This window comes from Micromonospora sp. WMMA1996, assembly GCF_002573675.1.
GTDB classification, from domain to species: domain Bacteria; phylum Actinomycetota; class Actinomycetes; order Mycobacteriales; family Micromonosporaceae; genus Micromonospora; species Micromonospora sediminicola.
Genome location: NZ_PDHU01000001.1, coordinates 1,700,593 through 1,715,893, shown reverse-complemented (window position 1 = coordinate 1,715,893; position 15,301 = coordinate 1,700,593). Strand labels below are relative to the sequence as shown.

Annotated in this window: 13 protein-coding genes; 9 read left to right on the top strand and 4 right to left on the bottom strand. The window is 74.0% G+C overall.

All coding sequences use genetic code 11. The features are described from left to right. Positions 1–15 precede the first annotated feature (15 nt). Positions 16–672, bottom strand: a complete 657-nt coding sequence (locus tag COO58_RS08245; RefSeq protein WP_098746194.1) for a class I SAM-dependent methyltransferase — start codon at positions 670–672, stop codon at positions 16–18. A gap of 184 nt (positions 673–856) precedes the next feature. After that, a complete protein-coding gene (locus COO58_RS08240; RefSeq protein ID WP_098744431.1) occupies positions 857–1,909 on the bottom strand; it encodes a S1 family peptidase in 1,053 nt (350 codons plus the stop codon). Between the two features lie 453 nt (positions 1,910–2,362). On the opposite strand from COO58_RS08240, the gene COO58_RS08235 reads away from it, so the two are divergent. The 4 genes from COO58_RS08235 to COO58_RS08220 all read left to right on the top strand — a co-directional run bounded on the left by COO58_RS08235 (position 2,363) and on the right by COO58_RS08220 (position 5,098). Further along, positions 2,363–2,803, top strand: coding sequence for an OsmC family protein (locus tag COO58_RS08235; RefSeq protein ID WP_091574000.1), 441 nt, complete (start codon positions 2,363–2,365; stop codon positions 2,801–2,803). Positions 2,804–2,884: 81 nt separating this feature from the next. After that, positions 2,885–3,199 carry a rhodanese-like domain-containing protein gene (locus tag COO58_RS08230; RefSeq protein ID WP_098744430.1) on the top strand — a complete coding sequence of 105 codons (315 nt, stop codon included), beginning with the start codon at positions 2,885–2,887 and terminating at the stop codon, positions 3,197–3,199. 44 nt (positions 3,200–3,243) lie between these two features. Beyond that, entirely contained in the window at positions 3,244–3,597 is a 354-nt protein-coding gene (locus tag COO58_RS08225; RefSeq protein ID WP_255292691.1) for a rhodanese-like domain-containing protein, read from the top strand. A 121-nt stretch (positions 3,598–3,718) separates the two neighbouring features. After that, positions 3,719–5,098, top strand: coding sequence for an MBL fold metallo-hydrolase (locus tag COO58_RS08220; protein ID WP_098746192.1), 1,380 nt, complete (start codon positions 3,719–3,721; stop codon positions 5,096–5,098). A 53-nt stretch (positions 5,099–5,151) separates the two neighbouring features. Here COO58_RS08220 and COO58_RS08215 read toward each other — a convergent pair whose 3' ends face one another. Further along, entirely contained in the window at positions 5,152–6,021 is an 870-nt protein-coding gene (locus COO58_RS08215) for an LLM class F420-dependent oxidoreductase (RefSeq protein WP_098746190.1), read from the bottom strand. A gap of 105 nt (positions 6,022–6,126) precedes the next feature. Here COO58_RS08215 and COO58_RS08210 point away from each other — a divergent pair, with 105 nt between their 5' ends. The 5 genes from COO58_RS08210 (at position 6,127) to COO58_RS08190 (ending at position 14,745) form a co-directional block, all read left to right on the top strand. Then, entirely contained in the window at positions 6,127–6,357 is a 231-nt protein-coding gene (locus COO58_RS08210; protein WP_098744427.1) for a DUF2188 domain-containing protein, read from the top strand. 271 nt (positions 6,358–6,628) lie between these two features. Further along, positions 6,629–12,091 carry a carboxyl transferase domain-containing protein gene (locus COO58_RS08205; RefSeq protein WP_098744425.1) on the top strand — a complete coding sequence of 1,821 codons (5,463 nt, stop codon included), beginning with the start codon at positions 6,629–6,631 and terminating at the stop codon, positions 12,089–12,091. Positions 12,092–12,229: 138 nt separating this feature from the next. Next, positions 12,230–12,622 (top strand): SCO5389 family protein, encoded by a 393-nt coding sequence (locus COO58_RS08200; RefSeq protein WP_091573995.1) that lies wholly within the window; start codon positions 12,230–12,232, stop codon positions 12,620–12,622. Then, complete coding sequence (locus tag COO58_RS08195; RefSeq protein ID WP_255292555.1) at positions 12,612–13,649, top strand: LLM class flavin-dependent oxidoreductase; 1,038 nt, start codon at positions 12,612–12,614, stop codon at positions 13,647–13,649. The genes COO58_RS08200 and COO58_RS08195 overlap by 11 nt, the downstream gene beginning before the upstream one ends. Positions 13,650–13,767: 118 nt before the next feature. Next, positions 13,768–14,745, top strand: a complete 978-nt coding sequence (locus COO58_RS08190; RefSeq protein ID WP_091573993.1) for an ATP-binding protein — start codon at positions 13,768–13,770, stop codon at positions 14,743–14,745. A gap of 12 nt (positions 14,746–14,757) precedes the next feature. On the opposite strand, the gene COO58_RS08185 is transcribed toward COO58_RS08190, so the two are convergent. Continuing rightward, positions 14,758–15,162: a Fur family transcriptional regulator gene (locus tag COO58_RS08185; protein WP_091573992.1), complete on the bottom strand. Its 405-nt coding sequence runs from the start codon at positions 15,160–15,162 to the stop codon at positions 14,758–14,760. Positions 15,163–15,301: the final 139 nt, after the last annotated feature.

Sequence of the window (15,301 nt, the reverse complement as noted above, 5' to 3'; positions counted from 1 at the left end):
CGGACGGTCGGGTGGTCAGCGGCGGCGGACCAGGACGACGTGGTCGACCAGCTCGCCCGTGTGACCGTCGTGGGTGGCGGTGCGGTGCGCCGCGCCCAGCCGCTCGATCTCCCAGCCGTCCGCGTCGAGGTCCACGGCGGCCAGGATCTCCTCCGGGGTGGCGAAGCGCGGGTCGTCCGGGTCGAGCCCGGACCACGGCGGCGGCGCGCCGTGCTCGACGACGAGCAGCCGGCCACCGGGGGCTACCGCCGCGGCGGCCGGGGGCAGCACCTTCTCCCGGGGCAGGACCAGCGGCGACTGGAAGAACTGCGCCGACACCAGGTCGAACCGGCCGGGCGGGAAGCCCTGGGTCACGTCGTGCCGGAGGGTGGTGATCCGTTCCGCCACGCCCGCCCGCTCCGCCTCCGCCGCGAGGCGGTCCAGCGCGACGGACGAGACGTCCACGGCGGTGACCCGCCAGCCCCGCGCGGCCAGCCAGATCGCGTCGCCACCCTCACCGGAGCCCAGGTCGAGCACGGTGCCGGGCGACAGGTCGGCGGCCACCTCGGCGAGGACCGGGTTCACCCGGCCGCTCCAGATCCGGTCCGCCTGGCTGTAGCGCTCGTCCCAGAACCGGGCGGGGTCGGTGTCCGCCGGCGGGTTCTCGTGGTGCCCGTGCTGGTGCGCGGTCATGCCTGCCTCCTTCGCCGCCGGGCGCTCCCGTCCCGGCACCGCCATCGTGCGCCGGTCGGAGCCCCGCGGCAAGGATCCTTGCCGTTTCGGCAAACGTGCTGGTCCGGCCGCCAGATCAGGTTGACCACCGCACGCGAAGACGGGCCACCGGTTACCCGGTGGCCCGTCCCGTGCGCGGTTCGGCTCAGACGAGGTCCACGCCGTAGACTCTCAGCGCCTCGGTGACCGGCTGGAAATAGGTCGTCCCGCCCGACGAACAGTCACCGTTGCCGCCGGAGGTCAGGCCGACCGCGCTGCTGCCGCTGAACAGCGAGCCGCCGCTGTCGCCCGGCTCGGCGCAGACCGTGGTGCGGATCAGGCCGGAGACGCTGCCCTCGGCGTAGTTCACCGTGGCGTCGAGCGCCTCCACCGTGCCGCCGTGCAGGCCGGTGGTGCTGCCCGAGCGCTGCACCGACTGCCCGACGAAGGCGTCCGCCGCGCCGGTGATGGCCTGCTTGCCGCCGTTGTAGAGCGAGACGCTGCCCTCGGCCGCGCCGGCGTTCGTGTGCTGCACGATGCCGTAGTCGTTGCCCGGGAAGCTCCCGGTGCCGCCGGTGCCGAGCTGGCTGCTCTGCCCCGAGTCGGCGTACCAGGTGGCGGCGATGGCGGTGCAGTGCCCGGCGGTCAGGAAGTAGTACGTGGAGCCGCTGCGCACGTTGAAGCCGAGCGAGCAGCGTCCGCCGCCCTCGGCGTAGATGGCCTCGCCGCCGGCCGTGCGGGTGCTCAGCGTGCCGGCCTCGCGCTCGATCCGGACGGTGCCGTCGAGCGTGCGGGCCACCGCGTTCACCCGGTCCAGCTTCGCGCCGGTGACGGTGCTGTCGACGGAGACGACGACCTGGTTGGTGGCCGGGTCGGTCCACCAGGCGGTGCCGGGAATGCGGGCGGACTTCTCGAGGGCGGTGGTGGCGCGGGCCAGGTCGTCCGCGCCTCGGGTGACGAGCTTGGGGGTGGCGCCGGCCGCGCGGACCTTCTGGGCCGCGGCGTCGTCGGTCACCGTGACCACCATCGCGCCGCCGGCTTCGGCGTACGTGCCGGCGGAGCGGTCGCCGAGTGCGGCGGCGAGCGCGGTGGCCTGTTCGGGGGACGCGGACGTCCCGGGTGCGGCGTGCGCCGGCGCGCCGGCCAGTGAGCCGACGACCAGCGCGCCGGCCACCGTGAGGGCGGTGGCGTGACGCCGCGGAGACCCGGAGAGTCGCATGTGGATACCTCCTGGAGCTGAGCACGGGCAGCCTTTCGGGCAGCCCCGGGCAGCCGTTCGGCCGGTGAGGCTCGGCCGATCGGGCTCGTCGAAGTTGTCACACGTTTGTCATTGATGGCAAGAGTTCCAGTTGCGCCGATCGGGGCGCATCTCAGAGCTTGGATCCCGAAGGCCCGATCAGCGGCAACTCAGCCGATTGGCGGTATTCACGCGCGTCCTTACTGGTCAGTAACGCGATCAGCGCCGGCCTCCGCCGAGCCGGAAATGGGACCACCGTCCAGATGGTGGGACAGGATCGACGACCGAAAAATTGCCGTCGATCGACGCCGGGTGATTCCGCCCGGGCACTCCGCGCCGGGCGCAAAGGTCCCCCGATCAGGGCCGATCGGCACATCGCCGGGCGCGCGTGCCGGATGTTGACTGGAATCGGCGCGAGACGAGGGGGCGACGAGGATGAGCGGGCAGGTCGGCACCGTGGACGTCGGCTGGACGGCCGGCGAGGCGTACGAGTTCGCGGTGCGGGGGCACCGGATGCGGGTGGACCAGCCGGCGGAGGCGGGCGGCGACGACACGGCGCCGACGCCGACGGAGCTGTTCGTGGCGTCGCTGGCCACCTGCGTGGCCTTCTACGCCGGGCGGTACCTCACCCGGCACGGCGTGGACCGGGACGGGCTGGGGGTGTCCGTCACCTACCGGATGGCCGAGGACCGGCCGGCCCGGGTCGAGGAGGTGCGGCTGTCGCTCCGACTGCCGGACGGGTTCCCGGCCGCGCGCACCCAGGCCCTGCTGGCGGTGGCCTCGCACTGCACGGTGCACAACACCCTGGAGGCGGGACCGACGGTGACCGTCGACGTGGCCCGCGCACCGGAGGACGCCGTCAGGCCAGACTCCTGAGCATCCGGTGGCAGGCGGCGCGGCACCGGACTATCGTCGTTCCGGTATACCCCGGGGGGTATAAAACCGGAAGGAGCAATCATGCGCGAGGTCGACCTGACCACCTTCGCCGCCGCCCACGCCGACGGGGCCACGGTGATCGACGTACGGGAGCCCGTCGAGTATCTCGGCGGCCATGTCCCGGGTGCGCGCTGCGTCCCACTGGGTCACCTGGCCGCCAGCCTGCCGCAGGTGCCCCGCGAGGGAACCGTCTACGTGATCTGCGCCGGCGGCAACCGCAGCCAGGTCGGCGCGGAGGTGCTGGAACGCGCCGGCATCACCGCCGGGTCGGTGGCCGGCGGGACGTCGGCCTGGATCCGCTCGGGGCGCCCGGTGACCGAGGGCAGCCGGCCGTGACCGGGCGGGCGCAAGGCACTGCCGGGCGGCCGCGGGGCGGCCTGCTGCGCCGCCTCCTCGGCGCCCGCGTCCCGTCAGTCGGTCCGGCGGAGGCGGCGGCCGTCGTCGCCGCGGGAGGGCTGCTGATCGACGTACGTGAACCGGTCGAGTGGCGCGCGGGGCACGCGCCCAGGGCCCGGCACATCCCACTGGGCCAGCTCGCCGGTCGCCTGGCCGAGGTGCCGACGGACCGGCCCGTGGTGACCGTCTGCCGCTCGGGCGCGCGGTCGCGCCAGGCCGCGCGGATCCTGGCCGACGCCGGTCGCCAGGTTCACGACCTGTCGGGCGGGATGCGGGCCTGGGCGGACGCCGGGCTGGCGGTGCAGGCCAAGGGCGGTCGGCCGGGTCGGGTGGCCTGAGCGTGCCGCCCGGCGGGGGCCGGTGGCCCCGGAGCGCGGGACCACCGGCCCGGAATATACCCCCGGGGGTATGCGCTACAGTCGTCGTATCGTCCGGCATCGCTGAGAAGGAGTGCGGCTCATGCTGTTCACCCAGTACTACCTCGACTGCCTGTCCCAGGCCTCGTACCTGATCGCCGACGAGGCCACCGGGCGCGCGGTGCTCGTCGACCCGCGCCGGGACATCGACGAATACCTGGCCGACGCCCGCGCGCACGGCCTGACCGTCGAGGGGGTGATCAACACCCACTTCCACGCCGACTTCCTGGCCGGGCACCTCGAGGTGGCGGCCGCGACCGGCGCGTGGATCGGCTACGGACACCGGGCCGAGACCGAGTACGCGAGCCGCAAGCTCACCGACGGTGAACGGATCAGCCTCGGCGACGTCACCCTGGAGATCATGGAGACGCCCGGCCACACCCCGGAGTCGATCAGCGTCCTCGTGTACGAGCACGCGACCGATCCGACGCCGTACGGGGTGCTGACCGGGGACGCGCTGTTCATCGGCGACGTGGGCCGGCCCGACCTGCTCGCCTCCCTCGGTGTCACCGCCGACGAGCTCGGCCGGATGCTCTACGACAGCGTGCAGCGCAAGCTGATGGGCCTGCCCGACGAGGTGCGCGTCTTCCCGGCCCACGGCGCCGGCTCGGCCTGCGGCAAGAACCTGTCCACCGAGCGGCAGTCCACGATCGGCGAGCAGCGCCGCACCAACTACGCCTGCGCCCCGATGAGCGAGGAGCAGTTCCTCGCCCTGGTGACCGGCGGGCAGCCGGCCGCTCCGGGCTACTTCGCCTTCGACGCCGTGCTCAACCGCAAGGCCCGCGAGCTGTTCGACCACGCCCGGCCGGCCCGCCCACTCACCCCGGCCGAGTTCCTGGCCGCCCGGGCCGACGGCGCCGTCGTGGTCGACGCCCGCGACCCGCAGGAGTACGCCGCCGGACACCTGCGCGGCGCGCTCAACGTTCCGGCGGACGGTCGGTTCGCCGAGACCGCCGGCAGCGTCGTCGCACCGGACCGACCGGTGCTCGTGGTGGCCCCGCAGGACCGCGAGGAGGAGATCGTCGTCCGCCTCGCCCGGATCGGCTTCGACCGGGTGGCCGGCTACCTGCGCGAGCCCGAGGGCGCCTTCCTGGAGATGATCGGTGAGGTGACGCGGGCCAGCCGGGTCACCGCCACCGAGCTGCGCGCGGCGCTCGACCGTCCGGACGCGCCGGTGGTGCTGGACGTGCGCAACGCCGGCGAACGGGAGCAGGGTGCGGTGGACGGCTCCCTGCACATCCCGCTCGCCGAGCTGACCCGCCGCCTCGACGAGGTGCCCGCCGACCGGCCGGTCGTCGTGCACTGCGCCGGCGGGTACCGCTCCTCGGTCGCCGCCAGCCTGCTGCGCAACGCCGGCCGCGCCGACGTGTCCGACCTGCTCGGCGGCTACGGCGCCTGGCAGGGGCTGCACGCCGCCGCCTGAGCGGCCGTCAGACCGGGGCCGGGCGCGCGAGATCCTCGCGCGCCCGGCCCGGGTCAGCCGATGGTGGCCAGCTTCGGCAGGACCTCGTCGGCGAGCCGCCGGGTGAACTCCACCGGGTGCCGGTCCGGCATGGTCTGCACCTCGGTCACCCCCAGTTCCGCGTACGCGGCCACGTCGGCGAGGAACGCGTCGACGTCGTCGAGCGGCGGACGGGTGACCACCACCGTTTTCTCCACGGTGTCGTAGTCGCGCCCCTCGGCGGCGCAGTGCGCCCGCAGCACGTCGAGCTTGCGCGCGACGTCCTCCCGTCCGGTGCCGAACAGGTTGCAGGCGTCGGCGTACCGCGCCACCAGCAGCAGCGTCTTCTTCTCCCCGCCCCCGCCGACCATGATCGGCGGGTGTGGGCGGCGCAGCGGCTGCGGCGAGTTGAGCGTCTCGGCGAGGCGGTGGTGCCGGCCCTCGAACGGCCCGTCGTCCTCGCTCCACATCTGCTTGCAGATCCGCAGCGTCTCCTCCAGCCGCTCGAACCGCTCCGCCACCGGCACCACTGGCACGCCCAGGCCGCGCTGTTCCCGCTCGTACCAGGACGCGCCGACGCCGAGGCGGGCCCGGCCGCCGGAGAGCACGTCGAGCGTGGACACGATCTTGGCGAGCAGCCCCGGGTAGCGGTACATCACGCCGGTCACCAGCACGCCGAGCGTCATCCGCCGGGTCAGCGCCGCGACGTAGCCGAGCGTGGTGTAGGCCTCCAGCATCGGCTCGCTCGCCGGCGCCATCGCCTCCATCTGGAAGTAGTGGTCCATCACCGTGAACGACGCGATCCCGGCCTGCTCGGCGAGGGTGGCCGTCTCGGCCAGCGTCGGGGCGATCGCCGCCGGGTCGGCCGGGGTGGAGTAGGTCCAGTAGTGCAGTCCGAGCTTCATCGTCGGCACCTCCGCGTCGAGCCTAGGACGCGACGGCAGGATTAGCGCGCCGCGCGCAGGGGCAGACATTTGTCACCGACCACGGATGCCGAGGGAGCTGACGACATGGCCAAGGGTGACATCGACACCTACCAGCAGGACGGGCAGTGGAAGAACCGCCCGGAGAGCAACGAGCGGGCGAGCAGCCGGCACGACACGAAGGCGGAGGCCGAGGCGGCCGGCCGGGAGATGGCGGCCGAGCGCGGCACCGAGCACGTGATCAAGAAGCAGGACGGCACGATCGGGGAGAAGAACACCTACCCCCGCAGCCGCGACCCCCGCGAGATCCCGGGCTGATCCCCGTCAAGGCGCCGGACGGCGCTGGATCCCCCTGAACACGCCGCACGGCGCCGGACCCGCTCGGGTCCGGCGCCGTCCGCGCTACCGGAGGGTCTCCTGGTTGTGGCCTGCTGGCTAAAAAGTTTTGTTCGGTTCCTACAACGGTCCCCGCTCAGGCTTCGGCGGTTACGACATGGCGCCGCCGGATGACAGACGGAAAGGTGAGGCAAGCCGGAGGCATCGCCGCCACCCGGCGCCACACCGTGGGTCAACCGAAGGGGACGGTCACGTGTTCACCCGTGTCGCCATCGTCAACCGTGGTGAGGCCGCCATGCGGCTCATCCACGCGGTCCGGGAACTGGCCGCGGAGACCGGCAGCCGGATCGAGACCGTCGCGCTGTACACCGACGTCGACCGTACCGCCACCTTCGTGCGTGAGGCGGACGTCGCCTACGACCTGGGGCCCGCGTCGGCCCGCCCGTACCTGGACCTGAAGGCGCTGGAACGCGCGCTGGTGGAGACCCGCGCGGACGCCGCGTGGGTCGGTTGGGGCTTCGTGGCCGAGGACCCGGCCTTCGCCGAGCTGTGCGAGAAGGTCGGCGTCACCTTCGTCGGGCCGAGCCCGGACGCCATGCGCCAGCTCGGCGACAAGATCGGCGCGAAGCTGATCGCCGAGGAGGTCGGCGTGCCGGTCGCGCCGTGGAGCCGGGGCGCGGTGGAGAGCCTGGAGGCGGCCGTGGCCGCGGCGGCCGAGATCGGCTACCCGCTGATGCTCAAGGCGACCGCGGGCGGCGGCGGGCGCGGCATCCGGGTGGTGCGCAGCGACGCCGAGCTGGCCGACGCGTACGAGCGCACCAGCCAGGAGGCGGCCCGCGCGTTCGGCAGCGGCGTGGTGTTCCTGGAGCGCCTGGTCACCGGCGCGCGTCACGTCGAGGTGCAGGTGATCGCCGACGGGCAGGGCACCGCGTGGGCGCTCGGCGTACGGGACTGCTCGGTGCAGCGGCGCAACCAGAAGGTGATCGAGGAGTCGGCGTCGCCGGTGCTGGGCCCGGAGCAGGCCGCCGAGCTGAAGGGGGCGGCGGAGCGGCTGGCGGTCAAGGTCGGCTACCGGGGCGCGGCGACCGTCGAGTTCCTCTACCACCCCGGCGACCGGATGTTCGCCTTCCTGGAGGTCAACACCCGGCTCCAGGTGGAGCACCCGATCACCGAGGCGACCACCGGCTTCGACCTGGTCAAGGCGCAGCTGCACGTGGCCGGCGGGGGGCGGCTCACCGGCACGCCGCCGGCCGAGCGCGGGCACGCGATCGAGGCCCGGCTCAACGCCGAGGACCCGGACCGCGACTTCGCCCCCTCCCCCGGCCGGATCACCCGGCTGGACCTGCCCGCCGGGCCGGGCATCCGGGTCGACACCGGGGTCAGCGAGGGCGACACCATCCCCGCCGACTTCGACTCCATGATCGCCAAGATCATCGCGTACGGGCGGGACCGGGACGAGGCGCTGGGCCGGCTGCGCCGGGCGATGGCGGACACCACTGTGGTGATCGAGGGCGGAGCGACCAACAAGAGCTTCGTGCTCGACCTGCTCGACCAGCCCGAGGTGATCGACGCCAGCGCGGACACCGGCTGGATCGACCGGGTCCGGGGCGAGGGCCGGCTGGTCGCGCACCGGCACTCCGCGGTGGCGCTGGCCGCCGCCGCGATCGAGGCGTACGAGGAGGACGAGCGCGCCGAGCGGCAGCGGCTGCTCTCCACCGCAGCCGGCGGGCGGCCGCAGGTGCAGCACCGCAGCGGCCGGCCGCTGGACCTGAAGCTGCGCGGCGTCACCTACCGGATGCGGGTGGCCCGGGTCGGCGCGCACCGGTTCCGGGTCGGCGTCGAGGCCGGCGCCGACGTGCGGACCGCCGACGTGGAGCTGGACCGGTTCGACCGGCACACCGGGCAGATCGCCGTCAACGGCGTCCGCTACCGGCTGCTCACCGGCACCCACGGCCCGGTCCACCTGGTCGAGGTGGACGGCGTGACGCACCGGGTCAGCCGGGACGAGGGCGGCGTGGTCCGCTCCCCCATGCCCGCGCTGGTCGTCGCCACCCCGCTGGAGATCGGCGCGGAGGTCGAGGCCGGGGCGCCCGTCCTGGTGCTCGAGGCGATGAAGATGGAGACGGTGCTGCGGGCGCCGTTCCGGGCCCGCCTGAAGGAGTCCGCCGTCGCGGTGGGCACCCAGGTCGAGGCCGGCGCGCCGCTGCTGCGCCTGGAACCGGTCGCCGAGGAGGGCGCGGAGGCCGCCGCCGGCCCGGTCGAACCGGCGGTCGAGCTGGATCTGCCCACCGCGCCCGCCGACGTCCCGGCGCGCAGCCGGGCCGAGCGCGGCCAGGAGGACCTGCGCGGCCTGCTGCTCGGCTTCGACGTCGACCCGCACGACGAGCGGCGGGTGCTCGACGACTACCTGGACGCGCGGCGCGCGGCCACCGAGGCCGGGCACCGTCCGCTGGCCGAGGAGCTGGAGCTGGTCAACGTCTTCGCCGACCTGGCCGAGCTGAGCCGCAACCGGCCCAGCGGCGAGGACGGCCCGGGCGGTCACGTGCACAGCGCCCGCGAGTACTTCCACACCTACCTGCAGAGCCTCGACGTGGAGCGGGCCGGGTCGCCGGAGCCGTTCCGGGCCCGCCTGGCCAAGGCGCTCGGCCACTACGGCGTCACCGAGCTGGACCGCTCCCCGGCCCTCGAGGCCGCGGTGTTCCGGATCTTCCTGGCCCAGCAGCGGGCCACCGCCGACGCCGGGGTGATCGCCGCGCTGCTGCGCTCGTGGCTGCGCGAGCCCCCGCCGGACGACGCGCTGCGCGAGCCCGCCGGCCTCGCGCTGGAGCGCCTGGTGGCGGCGACGCAGGTCCGCTTCCCGGTCGTCGCTGACCTGGCCCGGGGCGTGGTGTTCGCTTGGTTCGCGCAGCCGCTGCTGCGCCGCAATCGGGCCCGGGTCTACGCCCAGGTCCGTACGCACCTGCGGCACCTGGACACGCATCCGGACGCGCCGGACCGCACCGAGCGGATCGCCGAGATGGTACGCAGCACCGAGCCGCTGGTGCGGCTGCTCGGCCAGCGGCTGGTCCGGGACAACCTGGACAACGCGACCATGCTGGAGGTGCTGACCCGCCGCTACTACGGCAACAGGGCGCTCACCGGCGTGTCCACCCGCGCCGCCGGAGGCTGCGTGTTCGTGGTGGCCGGACGCAACGGGTCGAGCGTGGTCTCCGCCGCGGTGCGGTTCGACGCGCTCGGCGACGCGCTGCGCGGGCTGGCCGAGGTGGCCGGCGCGGAGGAGGCGGTCGACGCCGACGTCTACCTGGCCTGGGAGAACCAGCCGGAGGACCTGGACGCCACCGCCGCCGCGCTGCTCGACGTGATCAACGCGCACCCGCTGCCGGACCGGGTCCGCCGGCTGACCACCACGGTCGCCGGGCGCGGCGGCGCGGTGATGCACCACCACTTCACCTTCCGCCCCACCGGCGACGGCATGGTGGAGGAGCGGCTGATCCGGGGCCTGCACCCGTACATCGCGCAGCGGATGCAGCTGGAGCGGCTGCACCGGTTCGACCTGACCCGGCTGCCGTCGCTGGACGAGGAGGTCTACCTCTTCCAGGCGGTCGCCCAGGAGAACCCGTCCGACCAGCGGCTGGTGGCGTTCGCCCAGGTGCGTGACCTGGCCGAGCTGCGGGACCAGGACGGTCGGCTGGTCGCGCTGCCCACCACCGAGGACGCGGTCGCGGCCTGCATCGACTCGATCCGCCGGGCGCAGTCCCGACGGCCGTCGAAGGTACGGTTCCGGACCAACCGGATCGTCATCTACGTGTGGCCGCCGAGCGAGCTGACCCGCGAGGAGATGGAGCTGATCGCCGGGCGGATGCGCCCGACCACGGTCGGCGCCGACCTGGAGGAGATCCTGTTCATCGCGCGCCAGCGGGACCGCCGCACCGGCGAGCTGACCAAGGTCGGCGTGCGGATCACCTTCGACGTCACCGGTCGCGCCCAGCTCACCGTCGGCGAGCCGCCGACCGAGCCGGTCGAGCCGCTGGACGACTACCGGCTCAAGGTGCTGCGGGCGGCCAGCCGCAACACGGTCTACCCGTACGAGCTGACCGGCCTGCTCGGCGAGTTCACCGAGCACGACCTGGACGCCGACCACACGCTGGTGCCGGTGGACCGGCCGAAGGGGCGCAACGCCGCGGCGATCGTGGCCGGCGTGGTCACCACCCCGACGACGCGACACCCGCAGGGCGTCACCCGGGTGGTGCTGCTCGGCGACCCGACGAAGTCGCTCGGCGCGCTCTCCGAGCCGGAGTGCCGGCGGGTGATCGCGGCGCTCGACCTGGCGCAGCGGATGGGCGTGCCGCTGGAGTGGTACGCGCTCTCCGCCGGCGCCCGGATCTCGATGACCTCGGGCACCGAGAACATGGACTGGGTGGCCGCGGCGCTGAAGCGGATCGTCGAGTTCACCCAGGCCGGCGGCGAGATCAACATCGTGGTGGCGGGCATCAACGTCGGCGCGCAGCCGTACTGGAACGCCGAGGCGACCATGCTGATGCACACCAAGGGCGTGCTGGTCATGACGCCGGACTCGGCGATGGTGCTGACCGGCAAGCAGTCGCTGGACTTCTCCGGCGGCGTCTCCGCCGAGGACAACTTCGGCATCGGCGGCTACGACCGGGTGATGGGTCCGAACGGGCAGGCGCAGTACTGGGCGCCGGACCTGCCGGCGGCGCGGGACGTGCTGATGGCGCACTACGACCACACGTACGTGGCGCCGGGCGAGGACGCGCCGCGCCGGGCCGGCACCACCGACCCGGTGGACCGGGACGTCTCCACGTTCCCGCACGCGGTGCCCGGCAGCGACTTCGCCACGGTCGGCGAGATCTTCTCCGCGACGGCGAACCCGGACCGGAAGAAGCCGTTCGACATCCGGACCGTAATGCGGGCGCTCGCCGACCAGGACCACCCGGTGCTGGAGCGGTGGGCCGGCATGGCCGACGCGGAGACCGCTGTGGTGCAGGACGTACACCTCGGCGGCATCCCGGTGTGCCTGCTGGGCATCGAGTCCCGGTCGGTGCCCCGGCACGGCTTCCCGCCCACCGACGGCCCGGACACCTACACCGCGGGCACGCTGTTCCCCCGCTCGTCGAAGAAGGCCGCGCGGGCGATCAACGCGGCCAGCGGCAACCGGCCGCTGGTGGTGCTGGCCAACCTCTCCGGCTTCGACGGCTCGCCGGAGTCGATGCGCAAGCTGCAACTGGAGTACGGGGCCGAGATCGGCCGGGCGATCGTCAACTTCCGGGGCCCGATCGTCTTCTGCGTCATCTCGCGCTATCACGGCGGCGCGTTCGTGGTGTTCTCCAAGGCGCTGAACCCGGCCATGACGGTGCTGGCCATCGAGGGGTCGTTCGCCTCGGTGCTCGGCGGCGCGCCGGCCGCCGCCGTGGTGTTCGCCGGCGAGGTCGCCGCCCGCACCGCGGCCGACGCCCGGGTACGCGAACTGGAGGGCCGGGTGGCGGCCGCGTCCGGCACCGCACGCGCGACGCTGACCGCGGAGCTGGACGAACTCCGCTCGTCGGTGCGGGCGGAGAAGCTGGGCGAGGTGGCCACCGAGTTCGACCGGGTGCACAGCATCCAGCGGGCGGTCGAGGTCGGGTCGGTGGACGCGGTCATCCGCGCCGCCGAGTTGCGTCCGCGGGTCATCGAGGCGATCGAGTCGCACCTGCGCTGACACGTTCCCCGGTCGGACGGCGGGCGGGCCTTCGGGCCCGTCCGCCGTTTCGCGTGCGCCGATGCTTGACGGGGCACCGACCACGTGATGTGCTCAGCCGGTAACGGAAACCGTGTTCGTTAACGATCCGGAGGACACATGTCGCTCACCGTTCCGCCCGACCTGCTGCACGCCGCCGAGACCGGACCCGTGGACGAGGAGGCGTTCGTCGCCTGCGTCCGCGACTCCCTGCCGTACGCCTGGGAGACGGTCAGCCGGGTGGTGGCCGACCTGGAGACGTCGAACGCCGACTTCGCCGACAACGTCGTGCCGCCGCCCACCGAGGCCGAGCGCGGGCAGTTGCTGCGCGCGCTGGCCAGCGACGCGATCCGCGCCGGACTGGAGCGGCACTTCGGGGTCAGGCTGGCGTTCCAGAACTGCCACCGGGTGGCCGCGTTCCGGCTGGCCGCCGTCGGTTCGGAGACGCACCGCCGGTTCACCTCCAGCCGGGGCCAACTGCTGAACCAGTCCCCGACGCTGCGTGACTGCTGACCAGCCGGTCACCGGAGGGCCCGGCGAGCGGGTGCGGGCACACCTGTTCCTGCTCGCCGGGCAGCACCCCGGCCACGACCACGCCGGCGCGCTGGCCGACGCGCACGCGTACGGGCTGGCCGCCGAGGCGGCCGGGTACGCCGGGGTCTGGCTCGCCGAGCACCACTTCGTCCCGTACGGGGTCTGCCCGTCGGCGGTCGCGTTCGCGGCGCACCTGCTCGGCGCCACCCGCCGCATCACTGTCGGCACCGCCGCGTGCGTGCTGTCCGACCGGCACCCGGTGGCCCTGGCCGAGGAGGCGGCGCTGCTGGACGCGCTCTCCGGCGGCCGGTTCCGGCTCGGTGTCGGCCGCGGCGGCCCCTGGGTCGACCTGGAGGTCTTCGGCACCGGCCCGGACCGCTACGCGTTCGGCCTCCCCGACGCTCTGGAGATCCTGCACCGCTGGCTCTCCGGCGCCGCCGAGGTCGCCGGCGTCGGCCGGTTCCCGTTCCGTGCGGTGCGGGTGGTGCCCCGACCGCCGGCGCCGATCCCGTTCTGGGTCGCGGCCACCTCACCCGACACGGTGGACCTCGCCGCCCGGTACGGCCGGCCGGTGCTGCTCGGGTTGCACGCCGACCTGCCGGAGAAGGCCGCGTTGCTGCGCCGCTACGCCCGGGTCGCGGCGGAGCACGGCCACGACCCGGCGGAGGTTCCGCACGCCAGCGCGCACCTGGCGTGGGCGGCGGACAGCGACGCCGAGGCCGCCGGCACGGTGCGCGACCACCTCCCCGGGCTGCTCGCCGGCGCCCGCCACCACGTCCGCCTGGACGGCGCGCCGGCCGGCCCGGCCGATCCGCAGGCGTACGCCGACCACCTGACCGCGATCCACCCGGTCGGTTCGCCGGACCGGTGCCGGGAGAGGGTCGCGGCGGCCGCGGCCCTGCCCGGGGTGCGGCACCTGCTGTTCCAGGTCGAGGTGACCGGGGACCGGCGGCGGACCCTGTCCACCGTCGACCGGTTCGCCGCCGAGGTGCTGGCCCTGCCCTGACCCGGACGGACGAAGCGGCCGGTCGGGTCGCCGTGTCGCTGCCCGCCGGCCCTGTCCGGTCCGGTACGCTCCGGCTCATGGAAATCGTTTCCACTTACGACGGTGGGGAGTGTGTCCGGTGAAGGTGGCGTTCGTCGGCAAGGGCGGCAGCGGGAAGACGACCCTCGCCGCGCTCTTCACGCGGCACCTGGCCGCGCTGTCCCGCCCGGTGCTGGCCGTGGACGCGGACATCAACCAGCATCTCGCGGTCGCGCTCGGCGCGGATCCGCAGGCTCCCCCGCCGGTCGACCCGCTCGGTGCGCACCTGCCCGCCATCAAGGAGTACCTGCGCGGCGACAACCCCCGCATCCCGACCGCGGCGGAGATGGTGAAGACCACGCCGCCCGGGCGCGGCTCACGACTGCTGCGCGTCGCCGAGGACAACCCGGTCTACGCCGCCTGCGTCCGGCCGGTCGGCGGCGTCCGGCTGGCGGTGACCGGCGAGTTCAGCGCCGAGGACCTGGGCGTGGCCTGCTACCACTCGAAGGTCGGCGCGGTCGAACTGCTGCTCAACCACCTGGTCGACGGCCCCGGCGAGTACGCGGTGGTGGACATGACCGCCGGCGCGGACTCCTTCGCCTCGGGCCTGTTCACCCGCTTCGACCGCACGCTGCTGGTCTGCGAGCCGACGGTGCGCAGCGTCGGGGTCTACCGGCAGTACGCCGGCTACGCCCGGGAGTACGGCGTGGCCCTGTCGGTGGTCGGCAACAAGGTCGAGGACGAGGGTGACGTCGCCTTCCTGCGCGAGCACGTCGGCGCCGACCTGCTCACCTGGTTCGGTCGGTCCGGCTACGTCCGGCGGGCCGAACGGGGCGAGGTCGGCCCGTTGACGGACCTGGAGGCCACGAACGGCGCCGCGCTGGACCGGCTGGTCGAGGCGGTGGACGGCACGCCGCAGGACTGGGCGGCGTTCACCCACTGGGCGCACGAGTTCCACCGCCGCAACGCGGTCGCCTGGGCGAACGAGCGCGCCGGCGTCGACCTCAGCGCGCAGATCGACCCGGAGTTCCGGATGGGTCCGCGGGCGCTGGAGGCGTCGCTGGTGGCGGGTGGTTGACCCACACCGGGGTCAGGCGGCGCAACGCTCGCAGGTGCCGAAGATCTCCAGGGTGTGGTCGACGTCGGTGAAGCCGTGCTCGCTGGCGACCTGGTCGGCCCACCGCTCCACCGCCGGGCCGGCGACCTCCACCGCCCGGCCGCACTGCCGGCAGACCAGGTGGTGGTGATGGCGGCTCTGGCTGCACCGCCGGTAGAGATGCTCACCCCCGGGCAGCCGGGCGGAGTCGATCTCACCGTTGTCCACCAGCAACTGCAGCGTCCGGTAGACGGTGGTCAGGCCGACCTTCGCCTGGCGCTGCACGAGCATCTGGTGCAGCTGCTGCGCGCTGTGGAAGCCCTCCAGCTCGCGCAGCAGGGCCAGCACCTCGGCGCGCTGCCGGGTGTTCCGGGTCGCCCCGGTCGTCGCCTGGGTCACCGTGCGCCGCCTCCCCTCGTGCGGGTGCCCTCCGGCACCCGATCGCGCCCGCGGCCCGCCGACCACGTGACATCCGGAACCATTATGCCTTGCGCATATGTGCGTCTCACGCCCCCGCCCGGGCCGACACGAACCGGAC